Here is a 16,843-nt window from a genome sequence, read left to right on the forward strand (position 1 = left end):
CGGGAACTGGCGCCAAGTGCGATCGCCAGCGCCGAGCTCGACCACGCTTCGCCGTCGGCAAGCAAGGCGAGCACCGCCGCATGCTGCTCGTCCACGGGCGGCGCCAGTACGACGATGTCGGCATTTCCATGTGGTGACAGCGCAAAACCCCTCTTGGTCGCGGTGACATTCGCCAGCGTCTGAAGCTCGACACGCAGCCGGCCAATTTCGACCCGCAGGCGGGCGCGATGCGATTCGTCCGCGTGCCTGGCCCGGAAGGCGCGATAGAGTAGCGTGCTCCTCGGCACATCGCCTGGCCAGGCCTCACCCAGAGCACGGGCGAGCGCGAACAATATCGGCCGCGACGAGAGCGAGATAATCGTGTCTCCGGTCCGCACGACGTTGCGGCAGGCATCGACCACCAGCGCGCCGGAGGCGAGGAGGGTTTCTACCTCCTCCAGCAGCAGCGGACGTTCCTCGCCCCGTGCAATCAGGCGTACCGCGGGCGTCTTCAGGACGAGGGACGCGGTTTCGACCTCCGCCGTCAGTGCCGGAATGTCGGCTTCCCGTGCGGCCTGCTCCGCGCGGGTCAGCGCGGCGCGTGCCGCTTTCGTCTGGAGGCGGCGGATTGCGACGCCTGCAACGACCAGTTCATAGGCAGCCCTCGACGCCGGCGGAAGCGACGGCGGCTCGAAGCCCGCGAGCAGGTGCTCGGCCTCGTCGAGGCGGCCGATCAGCAGCAGGCGCCGGACCTCCAGATTGAACGCATGCGCGGCATTCACCCGGTCACCATGCGCTTCAAGCACCGCCCGGGCCGTGTCGAGTGCTTTCACCGGCCAGGTCAGATCGCGGGAGACGAGCGCGATCTCCGCCTCGGCGACGACACATCTGGCGCGCGCCATCGTCTCTTTGGGGCCGAACGCGCGAGTGGCTCTTTTGAGGAGAGCCTTCGCTCGGACGAGCTCGCCGAGCTGCGCCATGGCGATGCCTCTAAGGGCGAGTGCTGGCGCATCGTCGCGCAGCGCCACCCGCTTCAAGGCACCAAGGGGATCGCCCGAGGCGAGCGCACGCGCCGCGGCGGTGATCAGCGAGTCCATCGGAATCCCGTCACACTTGTCACTCTCACCATTCGATATCCGGCCCTAGTCTATCCCACGACCACCAAGCTGCATTCCAACAAACAGGAGGTTGATATGCAAAATCAAGTCGTTTCGCCGGAAGAATGGTTGAAGGCTCGCCTTGATCTGCTCGCCGCGGAGAAGGAATTCACCCGCCAACGGGATGCGCTGACGCGCCGCCGGATGACGATGCCCTGGGAACGGGTCGAAAAACCCTACCGGTTCGAGGGGCCGAATGGCGAGCTTTCCCTGGCAGATTCGAGGGGCCGAATGGCGAGCTTTCCCTGGCAGATCTTTTCGACGGGCGGTCGCAATTGATCGTCTATCATTTCATGTTCGGTCCCGATTGGGACGAGGCATGCAAGTCCTGTTCGTTCTGGGCCGACAATTTCAACGGCATCCCGGTTCATCTCAACCACCGCGACGTGGCCTTCGTCGCCATTTCGCGGGCTCCGCTTGCCAAGCTCGACGCCTACAAGAAACGCATGGGTTGGAACTTCCCGTGGCTCTCTTCACATGGCAGCGATTTCAATTTCGACTATCAGGTGTCGGTGAGGCCGGAAGATCTCCCCAAGGGCGTGGCCTATTACAATTACGAGGTCCAGCCGAGCAACGCATCCGAAGAAGTGGGTATCAGCGTCTTCTGCAGGAACGACAGCGGCGAGGTATTCCACACCTATTCCTGCTATTCGCGCGGCGTCGACATGCTCAACGGCGCCTATCATTATCTGGATCTTGTGCCCAAGGGCCGCAACGAGGACGAATTCCGGTTCCCGATGGCGTGGCTGCGCCGGCACGACCAGTATTGAGGCAGCCTTTGGCTGGTCTTGACAGGAACCGGAGCCGACTCGGTCGATCCGGCTCAGGCAGTTAACGTTCTGACATGCCGGCATTTCACGGCTGCACGCAGGCAACTTCATCGCCGCGCGACCGGCTGCCGGACACTGCAAAATGGAGATAAAAATGACCAATATTCAATATCGGTGGATCATCGTGGCGGCTGGCGGCCTTCTCGGCTGCCTCGCCATCGGATCGATGTTTTCCCTGCCCGTTTTCCTCATGCCCATCTCGCGCGAGACCGGATGGTCGGTCACCGGCGTGTCGAGTGCCATGACCATCGGGTTTGTCGCGATGGCATTTGCCAGCATTGCCTGGGGCAGCCTTTTTGATCGCTGGGGACCTCGCCCGATCGTTCTCGCAGGCTCGATTCTGCTCAGCGTCAGCCTTGCATCGGCAAGCCTGACGACATCGCTGCCGGCATTCCAGCTCATCTTCGGGCTTGCCGTCGGCACGGCGATCGCGGCAATCTTCGCGCCGATGATGGCCTGCGTCACAGGCTGGTTCGATACGCACAGAAGCCTCGCGGTCTCGCTGGTTTCGGCCGGCATGGGCATGGCGCCGATGACGATGTCGCCTTTCGCGGCTTGGCTGGTGTCGATCTACGACTGGAGAACATCCATGCAGATCATCGCGATACTCGTGGCGGTCGTGATGATCCCTGTCTCTCTGCTCGTCCGGCGTGCGCCGGCTTTGGAGAGCGGCAATATTGCCGCATCGCCAGGTGAAGATCCTCAGTCCTCCATGTCGACGCGGCAGGTGTTGAGATCGCCCCAGTTCATCATCCTGCTGCTCACCAATTTCTTCTGCTGTGCCACCCATTCGGGGCCGATCTTCCACACCGTGAGCTATGCGGTGACCTGCGGAATTCCGATGATAGCCGCCGTGTCGATCTACAGTGTCGAAGGCCTGGCAGGCATGGGTGGCCGCGTCGTGTTCGGCATTCTCGGAGACCGGTTCGGTGCCAAGCAGGTGCTCGTTCTCGGTCTGCTGGCCCAGGCGTTCGGCGCGCTGGCCTATGTTTTCGCACAAGGTCTCGGGTCGTTTTATACAGTCGCCGCCCTGTTCGGCTTCATCTATGCCGGTGTCATGCCGCTCTATGCGGTGATCGCTCGCGAGAATTTCCCGATGCGGATGATGGGCACGGTGATCGGCGGGACAGCAATGGCCGGCGGCCTGGGCATGGCGACCGGCCCCCTGGCCGGAGGGCTGATCTACGATACGCTCGCCAGCTACACATGGCTCTATGTCGGCTCCTGGGGTATCGGCATCGGCGCCTTCCTGATCGCCTTGACCTTCAAGCCTTTTCCCAAGGGTCGACAGGCAGTGCCGGCCCTCGACGCCGCCTGATGCCCCGGCGAGCAGCAGTGATCCCGACGAGGCAAAGCCAGGGCGGGATATCGGCTGCGAGGAGATGGAAGGCCCTGCTGCGGGTTTTGCGACGAAGGCGCCTTGTTTTTTGAGATCTGCGTTCTCTATAGATGGGGACGGCGAGGTTTTTTCCGAATGCAAAGCAATGAGATCGCGGCCCTGATCAATCGCGTGGCGATGGGTGATCGCAAAGCGTTCGCCTCGTTGTATAATGCGACGAGCCCGAAACTATTTTCGATCTGCCTGCGTATCTTGAAAGACAGGTCCGACGCGGAAGAAGCGCTCCAGGAAATCTATGTCAGGGTCTGGCAGCGCTCCAGGACTTTTGCCGTGGATACCGGTTCGCCCCTCGCCTGGTTGGCGGCGATCACGCGCAATCATGCGATCGACATCCTGCGGGCCAGGAAACCTGTCGCCGAAGACCTTGATGCCGCTTACGACCTTGCCGATGACGGCACGCTCGATCCCGAACAGCAGGTGGCCAATGCGGATGAAGGCCGTCGCATCGACAGGTGCATGCAGGAGCTGGATTCCGCGCATGCACGTGCAGTTCGACGTGCCTATGTGGAAGGTTTGAGTTATCTTGAACTGGCGGAAGAATTGAAGGTACCGTTGAATACGGTGCGCACGTGGCTGCGCCGGAGCCTTCTCAAGTTGAGAGAGTGCATGGAGCGATGACGTCGGGCGAACAAAGTCAGGGCAGGCGGCCGCAGGACGAGATCCTGGCCGGCGAATATGTGCTCGGCGTTCTCTCACTCGAGGCTCGCCGCGCCGTCGAACAGCGCATGGCGAGCGATCGTGCCTTTGCCCGGATTGTCGAACGGTGGCAGGCGGATCTTGCCTCCTTCAACGACGACTACCAGGACGTGGCGCCGCGCCCGGTGGTTTTTGGCCGGATAGAAACCCGTCTCTTCGGTCCTGCCCGGGTTGCCGCCCCCTCGTGGGATCTGTGGAATTCCGCGCTGTTCTGGCGATGGTTCGCGCTTGGCACGTCGGCGGTTGCTGTCGCTGCCGTGTTTTATGCGTCGGGTGTGATTCCAAGGCCGCAGGGAGCTGCTCCGCTGGTGGCGGAATTGTCCTCGACCAATGAGCAGATCAACTTGCTCGCGTCCTATGATGCCAGAAACGGCCGATTGCGGATCGTACCGGTCGCGGCCGGCGGACGCGAAGAGAAATCGCTGGAGCTCTGGCTGGTACCCGGAAGCGGCGATCCGCGTTCGCTCGGCGTGTTCCAGCCGGATCGGGCTGGCGAGCTCGTCATTCCCGCAGATCTGCGCGGCAACATGGCCGAAGGCGCGACGCTTGCCGTCAGCCTTGAACCGTTCGGTGGTTCGCGGACCGGCCTGCCCACCGGCCCGGTCGTGGCAAGCGGTGCCGCCCACCGACCATGACGGCGAAAGCTGAAGGTCAGGCCGCAGTCTCGCCGATATCCCAATAGAGCCCGGCCATCATCGCGAGGCCCTCCCGGACGATCGAGATCGGCAGATGCTCGTTCGGCGCATGCTGCAGGCAGCCGGGATAGGAATGGGGAATCCAGATCGTCGGTAGGCCGAGCAGATCGGAAAAGATGTTGTTCGGCAGCGAGCCGCCGAGATTGGGCAGGATCGCCGGCGGGCTCCCGAGCGTCTTCTCGATCGAGGCGACGACGCGGCTGACCCAGGGATGATCGGGATCGAGGCGGCTGGCGAGGAAGATCGCGTCGGTCGGGTCCTTGACCACCACCCGGTCATAACCCGCATCGATCAGCACTTTGCGGACGGCCGGGACCACGGCATCCGGATCGACGCCGACCGGGAAGCGGAGCTGCATGCGGGCGCGAGCTTTTGGCGGGATGGCGTAGAGCGGCTGGGCGAGGTTGCCGCATTCCATTTCCATCACCTCGAAGGAACTCCAGGCAAACACCTTCTCCTCCGGCGTCAGGCCGGGCTCGCCCCACCAGGGCTCGATCGGCGGGTCGCCGGCAGTGGGCGTGATGTGGCAATCCTTGAGCGCAGTGCGGACATTTTCTGGGATCGAACCTGGCGTCATTTCGGGCACCTTGATCTGGCCGGTGCGGCCGACCAGTGCGGTGATCGCGTGGCAGAGTTCGATGCCGGGATTGGAGAGGATGCCGCCCCAGTTGCCGGAATGCTGAAAACTTTCGCGCGCATTGATCTCCAGATGGAAGGACATGCCGCCGCGGGCGCCGAGGAAGATCGTTGGCCGTTCGAGGGCGAGGCGTGGACCGTCCGAGGCGATGAAGACGTCCGCCTTCAGCTCGTCCCGATGCGCTGCGCACATTTCCTCCAGCCCCAGCGAACCGGATTCCTCGCCCATCTCGATCAGGTATTTGAGGTTGAAGCCGAGCGAACCTTTTGTCGCGAGCAGTGCTTCGACGGCGGCGAGGTTCACCGCGTGCTGGCCCTTGTTGTCGGCCGTGCCGCGGCCATACCAGGCGCCGTTCTTCTCGGTCATCCCGAAGGGCGAGAGGCCTGTCTCCCATTGGCCGTCCAGCCCGGCGACAACATCGCCGTGGCCATATTGCAGGACGGTCGTGAAGCGCGGGTCTTCGATGCGTTCGGCGAGCAGGAACGGGCCAGGAGCTCTATCGTTTTCGTAGATCTTCGTCGTGAAGCCAAGCCGCTCGAAAAACGGCTGCATGTCGTCGGTGACATAGCGCCAGAGGTCCGGCCTGTTGGCCGCGACGCGGCTGGCAGACGGGATCGCCACGCGTTTGCGCAGCGTGGCCTCAAATGAGCCGTCATCGAGATAACCGACGGCCTTGTCGATCGTTGCTTGGCGGGAGGCAGGGGTCATCGCGGCATCCTTGGAAACTCAGGCCGTCCTGGCCTTCACGGCGGGAAAGACCGTCGCGTTCGACAGGTCGAGATCGAAATGGCAGCGGAACATGCCGCCTGCCTCGGTCACCTTCTGTGGCGGCACGGTATTGCGACAGATGTCCTGCGCGAAGGGACAGCGCGTATGGAAACGGCAGCCGGCGGGTGGGAAGGCCGGGTTCGGCAGTTCGCCGGCAATCGGGTGCAGCGAGCGGTCGCTGGTATCCATGTCGGGCGCGGCATCGATGAGTAGGCGGGTATAGGGATGGCGCGGCTTGCGGAACAGTTCTTCCGCCGTCGCCTCCTCGACCAGCTCGCCGAGATACATGACGCCGATCCGGTCGGCCATGATACGCACGACCGAGAGATTGTGGGTGATGAACAGACTGGTGAGGTGCAGGTTCTTCTGAAGGTCGCGCAGCAGATTGAGGATCTGCGCCTGCACCGAGACGTCGAGCGCCGAGGTCGGCTCGTCGAGTATCAGGAATTCCGGCTCACCGGCAAGTGCGCGGGCGATGCAGATGCGCTGCCGCTGGCCGCCTGAAAATTCCTGCGGGTATTTTTCGGCATCTGCTGCGGAAAGGCCGACCTGGACCAGCAACTCGTCGACGCGGGCGCGGATCGCGGTGCGGCCGGTGCGCAGCTTATGCACCCGGATCGGCTCGGCGATGATGTCCTCGATCGTCCAGCGGCCGTTGAGCGAGGAATAGGGATCCTGGAAGATCATCTGCAGCCGCGGCTTGTTGCCGGATGCATTGGGCGGAAAGCTGATCTCGCCGGATGTCGGCGCCATCAGGCCGGAGACGAGGCGTGCCAGCGTGGACTTGCCGCAGCCGCTTTCGCCAACCAGGCCCATGGTTTCGCCATGGCGGACGGTGAGGCTAACGTCGCTGACGGCCTTGGTGCCGCCGCTCTCGCTCTTCTTCAGCCGTTCGATAAGACTCTGGTTGCGGCGGTAGACCTTGCTGACGTGATTGAGGATGAGGAAGTCGGAAGCGCTCATGCGGTCACCCTTTCCAGCGGATGGAAGCAGGAAAAGGCGGAGCTTTCCTCGTGATGAAGCGGCGGTATGGTCACGCGACAATCGCCTTCCGCCCTGAAACAACGCGGATTGAAGGCGCAGCCGGGCGGAACCGCACCGAGCCCCGGCATGGCACCTGGGATCTGGTCGAGCCGCATCTCGCCGGTGGCCGACGGCATCGGCGTCGCCCGGATCAGCCCGCGGGTATAGGGATGTTTCGGCGCATTGAAGAGCTCGCCGACCGGGCTGATCTCGGCGACGCGGCCGGCATAAAGCACCGCGACGCGATCGGCCATCTTGGCGATGACGCCAAGGTCGTGGGTGATCAGCATCATGCTGACATTGCTTTCGCGATGCAGGTCGCGCAGCAGTTCGAGGATATGCGCCTGGACGGAGACGTCGAGGGCTGTGGTCGGCTCGTCGGCAATGACCAGCACCGGGTCGGCACAGAGCGCGAGCGCGATCACCACGCGTTGCCGCATGCCGCCGGAAAGCTGGTGGGGGAAACGTTTGAACTGGACGTCAGGATTGGGCAGGCCGACCCGGTCGAGCCAGCCCAACGCTCGTTTCTTCGTCTGGCTGCCGCTGAGTTTCAAATGCGTCTGGATGGTGTCGCAGAGCTGCTGGCCGATCGTGATCACCGGGTTGAGGCTGGTCATCGGGTCCTGGAAAACGAAACCGATCCGGCCGCCGCGCACGCCGCGCATCGCCTTTGGGGAAAGCTGGTCGAGCCGTTCGCCGGCAAGGGTGATGGTGCCGCCGGTGCGTTTCAGCGGCGGCACAAGGAGGTCGATGATCGCCGCGCCGGTGATCGACTTGCCGGCGCCGGACTCGCCGACGATGCCGAGCACCTCGCCAGGATTGACGAAAAAGGAGACCTTGTCGAGCGCGGTGACCAGCCGCCCATCGCGATTGATGGTGACGGTGAGGTCGCGGACGTCGAGGAGGGGAGTGGCTGCGTTGATCATGAGCGGCCCCGCAGGCGCGGATTGTAGACGTCGCGCAGATGGTCGCCGAGGATGTTCACCGAAACGACGAAGAGGACGAGGATCAGGCAGGGCCAGACCGAGATCCACCATTCGCCCGACTGCAGGAAATTGTTGCCGTTGCGGATCAGCGTGCCGAGCGACGGCGAGGTGACCGGAATGCCGATGCCGAGGAAGCTCAAGGTCGCCTCGGTGATGATGGCGATGCCGAGATTGATGGTGGCGATGACCAGAACCGGGGCCATGACGTTCGGCAGGATATGCAGGACGATGATGGCGAGATTGCTGCGGCCGGTGATGCGGGCCGCCGAGACATAATCCTGGTCGCGCTCGATCATGACTGAAGAGCGGATGGTGCGGGCATACTGGACCCAGAATGCGATGCCGATCGAGAGCACTACGATAGTGATGGCGGTCATCACGCTGCGTTCCGCGCCGAGCACGGCGCGGGCGGCGCCATCGATGATCATCGCCAGCAGCAGGGCGGGGTAGGCGAGCTGCACGTCCGCGACGCGCATGATGAAGGCGTCGACCCTGCCGCCGACGAAACCGGCGATCAGGCCGAGGCTGCCGCCGAGGACGAGGCCGATGGTGACCGACAGGAAGCCGACGATGATCGAGGTGCGCATGCCATAGGCCATGGCGGTGATCAGGTTGCGGCCCTGGTCGTCTGTGCCGAGCGGGAAATCAACCGACCCTTCCGCCATCCATGCCGGCGGAATGAAACTGTCCAGCACCGACATGCCGGAGAATTCGAACGGGTTCAGGGAGAACAGCGGCACGACGAAGGCATAGACCAGCAGGGCCAAGATCATGATGGCACAGAAAGTAGGGCCTGGCGCCCGGCGCATGGCGCGCAGAAGCTTGGCGCCTCTGCTGCGGCGAGCCGGGCCGGCTACCGGGGTGCTGACGACAGGCGTCATGATTGCCTCCTCAGCACACGGGCGTCGATCAGCGGGTAAAGCAGCTCGACGATCAGATTGATGACCATGAAGACCAGGCCGACGAAGATGAGATAAATGGCGATGACCGGAATGTCGGCGCCCTGGATCGATTGCAGAAACAGCGAGCCGAGGCCCGGCCAGGCGAAGACGTTTTCAGTCACCACCGAAAAGGCAATAATGTTGCCGAGCTGCAGGCCGAGCATGGTGATGACCGGCAGCAGGGTGTTCTTGATCGCATAGACATACCAGATGCGCGCTTCCGACAGACCGCGGGCGCGGGCAAAGCGGATGTGCTCACTCTGGCCGACTTCCATCAGCTGGGTGCGCAGCATGCGGATGATGAAGGCGACCTGGAAGGTGGAAAGTGTCGCTGCCGGCAGCAGGATAGCCCGCCAGCCGGAGACGGTGAGGAGCCCGGTCTTCCAGAAGCCGAGATCGACCACCGTGCCGCGCCCGAACGAGGGGAGCAGGCCGAGCTGGACGGAAAATACCGCGATCAGCAGGATGCCCACGACGAAATTCGGAAGCGTGATGCCGGCCGTGGAGATCAGCATGATGAAGCGGCCGAACAGCGAATTCGGGTTGACGCCGCAATAGATGCCAGCAGGCACTCCCACCACGATGGTGATCAGCAGGCTGACGAAGGCGAGCTCGACAGTCGCGGGAAGGCGTTCCGCGATCAGGTTGGCGACCGGGTCCTGTGTGCGATAGGAAAAGCCGAAATCGCCCCGCAGCATGTTGCCGATGAAATGCAGGAAGCGCGTCCAGAGGGGCTGGTCGAGGCCGAGCTTGGCGATCAGTTCCAGCCGCTCGTTGACGGTCGCGTCGGCGGAGAGGAGGGCCGCCAGCGGGTCGCCGATATTGGCGACCAGCAGGAAGGCGATGAAGCTGATCACCAGCAGGACGATGACCGTCTGCACGATCCGTGACGCGGCATAATTCAGCACGACAAATTCCTTAGCAGCAGCTGTCCCCGAGCCGGTCGAGGAAGGCGGCGCATTTCTCGAGCTCGGAGATCGCGACCGATTCGTCCGGCTGATGGGCATCGGCGATATCCCCCGGACCGATGACGACCGAAGGGACGCCGGCGATCTGGAAAATGCCCGCTTCCGTGCCATAGGAAACATAGCGGGGTTCGGTGCGGCCGAGAAGCGCCAACAGTTCCGCATCGAGCGCAGGGTCGTTGTTGGGTCTAAGGCCCGGGATGCTGGCCTGGACGTCGAAGACGATGCCGCAGGACGGATCGATCGCCTTCATGGCCGGTTCGAGCTTTTCGGCAGCAAAACGCTTCATGTGGTCCAGCACTTCATAAGTATTCTGACCTGGAATGAGGCGCATTTCCCAGAAGAATTCGCAGTTTTCGGAGACGATATTGCCGTGCAGGCCGCCCCTGATGACGGTGACCTGGGTGGTCGAATAGGGCGGATCCAGTCCTTCGAACTGCGGGCCGTTGCGCATGTCCTCGCGGATGCGGTTGATTTCGGCGATCATGTCGCCGGCGACCATGACTGCGTTGACGTAGCGATCCGGCTGGGAGGAGTGGCCGGGTTTGCCCTTGATGCGGCACCAGCCGATCAGTCCGCCCTTGTGGGCCGCAATCATGTCCATTCTGGTCGCTTCGCCGATGACCGCGAGCCGCGGCTTCAGGTCGCTCTGGCCCACCCATTCGGCCATTGAGCCGACGCCGGTGCAGCCGACCTCCTCGTCATAGGAAAAGGCGAGGTGGACGGGCTTCTTGAGGTTCTTGGCGGCAATGCCGGGGACGGCCGCAAGACAGCAGGCGAGAAAACCCTTCATGTCGGTGGCGCCGCGACCGATCAGGCGGCCGTTCGCTTCCCTGAGCGTCCACGGATCGCCGGTCCAGGCCTGGCCTTCGGTCGGCACCACATCCGTGTGGCCGCTGAAGATGATGCCGCCGGGCGCTTCCGGGCCGATCGTGATCAGCACGTTTGCCTTGTCGCCCTCGGGATTGGCAAAACGCCGGACACGCCCGCCGAAGGGGCCGGTCTGGTCTTCGACATATTTGAGCAGGTCGAGGTTCGATACGGCACTGACCGTGGGATAAGACACGAGGCCGGCGAGCTGCCTCGATATATCGGATGCAATGGTCATTACTTCACCGTGAAATAACGCAGCGGATAGGCAAGGTCGGCCGGCTGGACGACGGTGACGTTGTCCTTCACGCCCCAGAGGATATTCAGCTGGTGGAGCGGAATGAAGGCGACGTCGGCCTTCATGAGCTTGAAGGCCTGGGTGATATAGCCGGTGCGCTTGGCCTGGTCGGTCTCCTTGCCGATCAGGTCGATCAGCTTGTCGACTTCCGGATTGGAATAACCGCCGATGTTGAAGGCGCCGAGGCCGCTCTTGGCGTCGCGGGTGGCGGCGATCGAGGTCAGGAAGATGTGGGCGTCATAGGTGGCCGGCGAATAACCGAGCATTGCCATGCTGGTATTATATTCCGGCGGGTTGACCTGGGTCGCCCACTTGGCGGTCGGCTGGGCACGCGGATCGACCTTGATGTTGATGCGGGCGAGCGAAGCGGCGACAGCAAGGCAGGTAGCTTCGTCGTTCATGAAACGGTCGCTGGTGCAATCCAGTGTGACGGAGAAGCCGTTTTCATAGCCGGCTTCCTTCATCAGCGCCTTGGCCTTATCGACGTCCGGCTTTACCGGCGCGCCGAGGGCAGCATCGAAACCATTGACTTCCTTGCCGATCGGCAGGCCGACAGGGACAGAGAAATTGCGCATGATGCGTTTCTGGATCGCGCCGGTATCGATCGCCAGCTCCATGGCCTGGCGGACCTTGAGCTCCTTGAAGGGGTTCTTGGTCTTTTCGCTGCCAAAGATCAGGCTGTCCCGGGCGACGTCCGGCTGGATGTAGATGGTGCGCAGGTCGGGGCCCGCCTGCATATGCAGCTTCGGATCGTTCTCGATGCGCTCGGCATCCTGCGGCGGCACGCCGTCGATCATGTCGACTTCGCCGGAGATGAGGGCGGATACGCGGGTCGACGGGTTGGGGATGACGAAGAACGTCGCATTATCGACATTGCCGGTCTTCTTGTCCCACCAGCCAGAGTTCGGCGCAAAGACCGTCTTCACACCCGGATCTCGCTCCTTGATGACGTAGGGACCGGTGCCCATGGCATTGCGGTTGGCAAAGGTCTCGGTGGCGTTGTTGGCGGCACCCGGCTGCACGGTGTTGTTCGCTTCGGCCCATTCCTTGTCCATGATGTACCAGTTGGTGATCTGGTTCGGCAGGATCGGGTTGATGGCGCGGGTCTTGATGCGGATCTTGTAATCGTCGACCTTCTCGATCGAAGCGATCGAATTCAGGTTTGCCTTGATGCCACCGGCCTGGCCGCGGGTCAGCGAGAAGATTACGTCATCGGCATTGAAGGCATTGCCGTTCGAAAATTTCACATCCTTGCGAAGGTTGAATTCCCAGGTCGTGCCGTCTACCTGCTTCCAGTCGGTCGCAAGTGCCGCCTCGATCTTCTGCTCGGCGTTACGGCGGACAAGCGGTTCGTAGACATTGGCGAGAACGGCGAAGATCAGCGTGTTCGAAACCGCATGGGGGTCAAGCGTATAGGCATCGAGCGGGCCGGCGAACTTGAAATCCGCCGCCTGGGCCAGGCCTCCAAGTGGAGCTGCGATCGCAGCTGCGGCGATGGTACCCAGCAGCATCTTACGTTTGAATGCAGAAAACGGGAAAGGCATCATGATCTCCTAAGCGCGCCACGAGACAGTCGGAATACGGGACAACGATGCGGTAGATATTTTATGATTAAAATATCTCGACGGAGTGAGCTCTGGAAGTGTGAGCATGCAGCGTTCCCTGTCGTTGTTTTGAGATGCCTACTTGCGAGGCTTGGGCAAACAATAGGCGATTTAAGGAAACATGCAAGCATGTTTGATCAAATGAGCGTAACTCTTTCGGGCGAGCGGATTCCGAGCACGCAAAAGGGTCTCAAAGACCTTGAAGGCATCGGAATATTACAAGCGTATCAGGGGTTTATGTTTTTAAAGGCGCCTTCGTAAGCCTTAAGTCCTGGCAAACATCGGACCGCCCTTATGGGCGGGAAAGCCGTAGCCGTTGATCATCACCAGGTCGATATCGCTGCTCCTCGCGGCGATCCCTTCCGCCAGCAGGGCCTCACCTTCCAATGACATTGCGCCGAGCAATCTTTCGAGAATATCGTTCCTCGAAAATGTGCGCGGGGTGATGCCCTTTTGGGCTCGCGCGGCTTCTATGATAGCGGTCACCTCCGGGTCGACGGTCCGCTTGCCGTTCGGATAATCGTACCAGCCGCGGCCGGTTTTCTGGCCCAGGCGTCCCGCCTCGCAGAGCGTATCGGCAATCTCGACATAACGCACCGAGGGATCGCGGGTGGCCGCCTGCCGCTTGCGGCGGGCCCAGGCGATTTCGAGGCCGGCCATGTCGTAGACGGCGAACAAGCCCATGGGGAAACCGTAGTCTTCCAGCGCAGCATCGACCTCGTGCGGCAGGGCGCCGTCTTCCAGCAGAAATTCGGCTTCACGGCGATAGGCGGAAAAGATGCGGTTGCCGATGAAGCCTTCGGTGACGCCGGTGACGACCGGCAGCTTGCGCAGTTTCTTGGCGACCGCCAGCCCTGTCGCCAGCACATCCGGTGCGGTCTTGGCGCAGCGCACGACTTCCAGGAGGCGCATCACGTGGGCAGGCGAGAAGAAATGCAGGCCAAGCACCCGTTCCGGATGGGCGGTCGCGGCGGCGATCTCGTCCGGGTTCAGATAGCTGGTATTGGTCGCCAGCACGGCATCCGGGCGGATGACCTTGTCGAGACGCCGGAAGAGATCGGTCTTGACCGCGAGATCGTCGAACACGGCTTCGACGACGAGATCGCAACGGGCGAGATCGACATCTTCCGCTGTCGCGGAAAGGCGCGCCTTCTGGGCCTCGAACCCGGCCTCGTCGAGGCGGCCTGCGGCGACATTGCGCTCCAGCAGGCCGATGATGCGTTGGCGGCCCTTTTCGGCGGCTTCCGACGTTTGATCGAGGCCGATCACCGAATAACCGGCGCCAAGGGCTGCGACTGCGATGCCACTGCCCATGAGGCCCAGGCCGCAGATGCCGATGGTCTCGACCGGGCGAGGCTTGACACCTTCCAGACCTTCGACCTTGGAAGATTCCCGCTCGGCAAAGAAGACATGGCGTAGCGCTGCCGCCTCGCGGCTGTCGCGCAGTGCCAGGAAGGTGGCGCGTTCATCTGCCAGTCCTTCGGCAAGCGGGCGATTGGACGCGGTGATCAGCCGAACTGCTTCCACCGGCGCCTTCTGGCCGCGCACCTTGGCGAGGATCTTGGCCGAGGCTTTTTCGATTTCGGCCGAATCGATAGCGGCGATGTTCAGCTCGCCCGTGCGGCGGAGTGGTTTCTCAGCCAAGGTCAAGGCCGCGGATATTGCTGCCTCGACGAGATCGCCCGCGACCACCTCGTCGATGATCCCGAGCTTCAGGGCTTCCTCGGCCTTCACCGAACGTCCGGAGGTGATGAGGTCGAGCGCTGCCGGAATGCCGATCAGGCGCGGCAGGCGTTGCGTTCCGCCGGCGCCCGGCACGATGCCGAGTTTGACTTCCGGCAAGCCGACCTGTGCAGCTGGCGAGGCGATGCGGTAGTGGCAGGCAAGTGCCACTTCGAGACCGCCGCCGAGTGCTGCACCGTTCAGCGCTGCGACGACAGGTTTCGACAGACCTTCGATCTTGTCTATGACATCAGGCAGGGTCGGCTCCATGGCGGGCTTGCCGAATTCCTTGATGTCGGCACCGCCGATGAACGTCTTTCCGGCGCCCGTAATAGTGACGCCGGTGATCTCGCCCGTCGTTTCGCTATAGGCGAGAGCTTTTTCCAGCCCGCTGCGGACATCGACAGAGGTTGCATTGACCGGCGGATTGTCGATGGTGACGACCAGAACCCCGTTCCGGATCGTGGCGGAAACCGTAGCGGAAAATTCGATCGTCTCGTTCATGATTGCCTCAGGCCGGAATGACGGCTGTCGCCTGGATTTCGATCTTGGCGCGGTCTTCCACCAGCGCCACCACCTGCATGGCGGCCATGGCCGGAAAGTGCTTGCCGATGATCTCGCGATAGACCTGGCCGATGCCCTTGAGGTTGCCGAGATATTCGGCCTTGTCGGTGAAATACCAGGTCATGGTGGTGATGTGCTCGGGTCCGGCGCCTGCCTCGGCCAGCACGGCGACAACGTTCTGCAGCGTCTGCCTGACCTGGCCGACAAAATCGTCGGTTTCGAACTGGCATTGGCCGTTCCAGCCGATCTGCCCGCCGACGAAGACCTGGCGGCCGGTGGCGGCGACGCCGTTGGCGTAACCGATCGGTTTTGCCCAGCCTTCAGGCTGCAGGATGGTGTGCATTATTCTTCTCCAAATGCTGTGTCAGCGCTGAGCGCATATCGTCGGGCCAGGGTAGGGCCTTGTGGGTTTCGTGCGAGGTGGCGACAAGCCGCTGCTTGGCGGTCCAGAGCAAGCGGTCGTTGGCCCGCACCTCGTATTCGAGATCGGCGGAACTGTTGCCGATCCGCATAACCTTGATGGTGAAATCCATCATATCGCCATGGTAGCCAGGGCTCTTGAACGCGACGTCCAGCGTCACGGTCGGCACGCCGATCTTGCGGTGGCCGATCATGTCCGGCCAGGGCGAGCCGATCGCGCCGAAAAATTCCTCGCAAACGCCGACCATGATGTTCAGATAGGAGGGGAAATAGGCGATGCCGGAGGGATCGCAATCTCCAAAGTTCAATCGGCGGGACGTCGTGTAAGCCATGATCGTCTTCACGCCTTCAACAGTTCGCGGGCGATGATGAGCTTCTGAACCTCGGTCGCACCTTCGTAGATACGCAGCGCCCGGATTTCCCGGTAGAGGCTCTCGGTAATCTCGCCGCTCTTCACGCCGCGGCCGCCAAAGATCTGTACCGCCCGGTCGATGACGCTTTGGGCGTTCTCCGTCGCCACCATCTTGGCCATCGCGGCCTCCTTGGTGGTCGGCAGGCCCTGCACGTCGCGACGCCAGGCAGCGCGGTAGGTGAGGAGTGCGCCGGCGTCGATCTGGGCTGCCATGTCGCCAAAAGCGGCCTGGGTGAGCTGCAAGTCGGAAAGGCGATTGCCGAACATCGGCCGCGCCTTGGCATAGGCGAGCGCCTCATCCAGTGCCCGCTTGGCGAAACCGAGAGCGGCGGCGGCGACGGAGGCTCGGAAAATGTCGAGAGTCCGCATGGCGATCTTGAAGCCTTCGCCAGGCACGCCCAGCAGGCGTGAAACCGGGATGCGGCAGTTTTCGAAGCGGATCGTCGCCAGCGGATGCGGGGCGATGACATCGATGCGCTCAGCAATGGAGAAGCCCGGATCGTCGGCGAACACCACGAAAGCAGAAATGCCGCGCGTACCGGGCGCTTCCCCGGTGCGGACGAAGACCGTGTAGACGTCGGCAATGCCGCCGTTGGAGATCCAGGTCTTTTCACCGTCGAGGATATAGTGGTCGCCGTCCTTTCGGGCAGCACAGGCCATGGCGGCGACATCCGAACCGGCTTCCTTTTCCGACAGCGCGAAGGCGGAGATCCATTCGCCGGACTGCGCTTTCGGCAGGACGGTTCGGCGAAGCTCTTCAGAACCGGAAAGGCCGATCGCGCCGGTGCCGAGGCCCTGCATGGCGAAGGCGAAGTCGGCAAGGCCGTCATGCCAGGCAAGCGTTTCGCGGGTCAGGCAGGCGGCGCGGCTGTCGATC

15 protein-coding genes and 1 pseudogene are annotated in these 16,843 nt (G+C 62.6%); 4 read left to right on the top strand and 12 right to left on the bottom strand.

The features are described 5' to 3' along the window. The coding region (locus MOV61_RS20675) for a helix-turn-helix domain-containing protein (protein WP_247137908.1) at positions 1-1,076 on the bottom strand (1,076 nt) is incomplete at its 3' end. Between the two features lie 96 nt (positions 1,077-1,172). On the opposite strand from MOV61_RS20675, the pseudogene MOV61_RS20680 reads away from it, so the two are divergent. The 4 genes and pseudogenes from MOV61_RS20680 to MOV61_RS20695 all read left to right on the top strand — a co-directional run bounded on the left by MOV61_RS20680 (position 1,173) and on the right by MOV61_RS20695 (position 4,696). Then, a pseudogene (locus MOV61_RS20680) lies at positions 1,173-1,906 on the top strand (DUF899 domain-containing protein). Positions 1,907-2,060: 154 nt separating this feature from the next. Continuing rightward, the gene (locus MOV61_RS20685) at positions 2,061-3,284 is read left to right on the top strand and encodes an MFS transporter (RefSeq protein WP_247137909.1); all 1,224 of its coding nucleotides are present in this window, start codon (positions 2,061-2,063) and stop codon (positions 3,282-3,284) included. A gap of 156 nt (positions 3,285-3,440) precedes the next feature. Continuing rightward, positions 3,441-3,983 (top strand): sigma-70 family RNA polymerase sigma factor, encoded by a 543-nt coding sequence (locus MOV61_RS20690; RefSeq protein ID WP_247137910.1) that lies wholly within the window; start codon positions 3,441-3,443, stop codon positions 3,981-3,983. After that, positions 3,980-4,696, top strand: a complete 717-nt coding sequence (locus MOV61_RS20695) for an anti-sigma factor domain-containing protein (protein WP_247137911.1) — start codon at positions 3,980-3,982, stop codon at positions 4,694-4,696. Before MOV61_RS20690 ends, MOV61_RS20695 begins: the two co-directional genes overlap by 4 nt. Positions 4,697-4,712: 16 nt before the next feature. On the opposite strand, the gene MOV61_RS20700 is transcribed toward MOV61_RS20695, so the two are convergent. The 11 genes from MOV61_RS20700 to MOV61_RS20750 form a co-directional block, all read right to left on the bottom strand. After that, a complete protein-coding gene (locus tag MOV61_RS20700) occupies positions 4,713-6,101 on the bottom strand; it encodes a M20 family metallopeptidase (protein WP_247137912.1) in 1,389 nt (462 codons plus the stop codon). An 18-nt stretch (positions 6,102-6,119) separates the two neighbouring features. Beyond that, a complete protein-coding gene (locus tag MOV61_RS20705) occupies positions 6,120-7,124 on the bottom strand; it encodes an ABC transporter ATP-binding protein (RefSeq protein WP_247137913.1) in 1,005 nt (334 codons plus the stop codon). Further along, positions 7,121-8,110, bottom strand: coding sequence for an ABC transporter ATP-binding protein (locus MOV61_RS20710; RefSeq protein ID WP_247137914.1), 990 nt, complete (start codon positions 8,108-8,110; stop codon positions 7,121-7,123). Before MOV61_RS20710 ends, MOV61_RS20705 begins: the two co-directional genes overlap by 4 nt. Further along, positions 8,107-9,051 (bottom strand): ABC transporter permease, encoded by a 945-nt coding sequence (locus tag MOV61_RS20715; RefSeq protein ID WP_247137915.1) that lies wholly within the window; start codon positions 9,049-9,051, stop codon positions 8,107-8,109. Before MOV61_RS20715 ends, MOV61_RS20710 begins: the two co-directional genes overlap by 4 nt. After that, a complete protein-coding gene (locus MOV61_RS20720; protein ID WP_247137916.1) occupies positions 9,048-10,019 on the bottom strand; it encodes an ABC transporter permease in 972 nt (323 codons plus the stop codon). Before MOV61_RS20720 ends, MOV61_RS20715 begins: the two co-directional genes overlap by 4 nt. Positions 10,020-10,029: 10 nt before the next feature. Further along, positions 10,030-11,184 carry an acetylornithine deacetylase gene (argE, locus tag MOV61_RS20725; RefSeq protein ID WP_247137917.1) on the bottom strand — a complete coding sequence of 385 codons (1,155 nt, stop codon included), beginning with the start codon at positions 11,182-11,184 and terminating at the stop codon, positions 10,030-10,032. Then, positions 11,184-12,791 carry an ABC transporter substrate-binding protein gene (locus tag MOV61_RS20730; RefSeq protein ID WP_247137918.1) on the bottom strand — a complete coding sequence of 536 codons (1,608 nt, stop codon included), beginning with the start codon at positions 12,789-12,791 and terminating at the stop codon, positions 11,184-11,186. The genes argE and MOV61_RS20730 overlap by 1 nt, the downstream gene beginning before the upstream one ends. A gap of 321 nt (positions 12,792-13,112) precedes the next feature. After that, on the bottom strand, positions 13,113-15,074 hold the full coding sequence (locus MOV61_RS20735; RefSeq protein WP_247137919.1) for a 3-hydroxyacyl-CoA dehydrogenase NAD-binding domain-containing protein: 1,962 nt from the start codon (positions 15,072-15,074) through the stop codon (positions 13,113-13,115). 7 nt (positions 15,075-15,081) lie between these two features. Continuing rightward, a complete protein-coding gene (locus tag MOV61_RS20740) occupies positions 15,082-15,477 on the bottom strand; it encodes a RidA family protein (RefSeq protein WP_247137920.1) in 396 nt (131 codons plus the stop codon). Further along, complete coding sequence (locus MOV61_RS20745; RefSeq protein WP_247137921.1) at positions 15,455-15,886, bottom strand: thioesterase family protein; 432 nt, start codon at positions 15,884-15,886, stop codon at positions 15,455-15,457. Before MOV61_RS20745 ends, MOV61_RS20740 begins: the two co-directional genes overlap by 23 nt. A gap of 8 nt (positions 15,887-15,894) precedes the next feature. Continuing rightward, positions 15,895-16,843 (bottom strand): acyl-CoA dehydrogenase family protein (locus tag MOV61_RS20750; protein ID WP_247137922.1); only part of this gene is annotated, 949 nt, incomplete at its 5' end.

Origin of the sequence: Neorhizobium sp. BETTINA12A, from assembly GCF_023006485.1 — a bacterium.
Lineage (GTDB): Bacteria > Pseudomonadota > Alphaproteobacteria > Rhizobiales > Rhizobiaceae > Neorhizobium.

Coding starts and splice junctions, on each gene's coding strand:
- MOV61_RS20730 (WP_247137918.1), bottom strand. CDS start 12,791: ATGATGCCTTTCCCGTTTTCTGCATTCAAACGTAAGATGCTGCTGGGT.
- MOV61_RS20685 (WP_247137909.1), top strand. CDS start 2,061: ATGACCAATATTCAATATCGGTGGATCATCGTGGCGGCTGGCGGCCTT.
- MOV61_RS20735 (WP_247137919.1), bottom strand. CDS start 15,074: ATGAACGAGACGATCGAATTTTCCGCTACGGTTTCCGCCACGATCCGG.
- MOV61_RS20715 (WP_247137915.1), bottom strand. CDS start 9,051: ATGACGCCTGTCGTCAGCACCCCGGTAGCCGGCCCGGCTCGCCGCAGC.
- MOV61_RS20745 (WP_247137921.1), bottom strand. CDS start 15,886: ATGGCTTACACGACGTCCCGCCGATTGAACTTTGGAGATTGCGATCCC.
- MOV61_RS20705 (WP_247137913.1), bottom strand. CDS start 7,124: ATGAGCGCTTCCGACTTCCTCATCCTCAATCACGTCAGCAAGGTCTAC.
- MOV61_RS20740 (WP_247137920.1), bottom strand. CDS start 15,477: ATGCACACCATCCTGCAGCCTGAAGGCTGGGCAAAACCGATCGGTTAC.
- MOV61_RS20690 (WP_247137910.1), top strand. CDS start 3,441: ATGCAAAGCAATGAGATCGCGGCCCTGATCAATCGCGTGGCGATGGGT.
- MOV61_RS20695 (WP_247137911.1), top strand. CDS start 3,980: ATGACGTCGGGCGAACAAAGTCAGGGCAGGCGGCCGCAGGACGAGATC.
- MOV61_RS20710 (WP_247137914.1), bottom strand. CDS start 8,110: ATGATCAACGCAGCCACTCCCCTCCTCGACGTCCGCGACCTCACCGTC.
- MOV61_RS20700 (WP_247137912.1), bottom strand. CDS start 6,101: ATGACCCCTGCCTCCCGCCAAGCAACGATCGACAAGGCCGTCGGTTAT.
- argE (WP_247137917.1), bottom strand. CDS start 11,184: ATGACCATTGCATCCGATATATCGAGGCAGCTCGCCGGCCTCGTGTCT.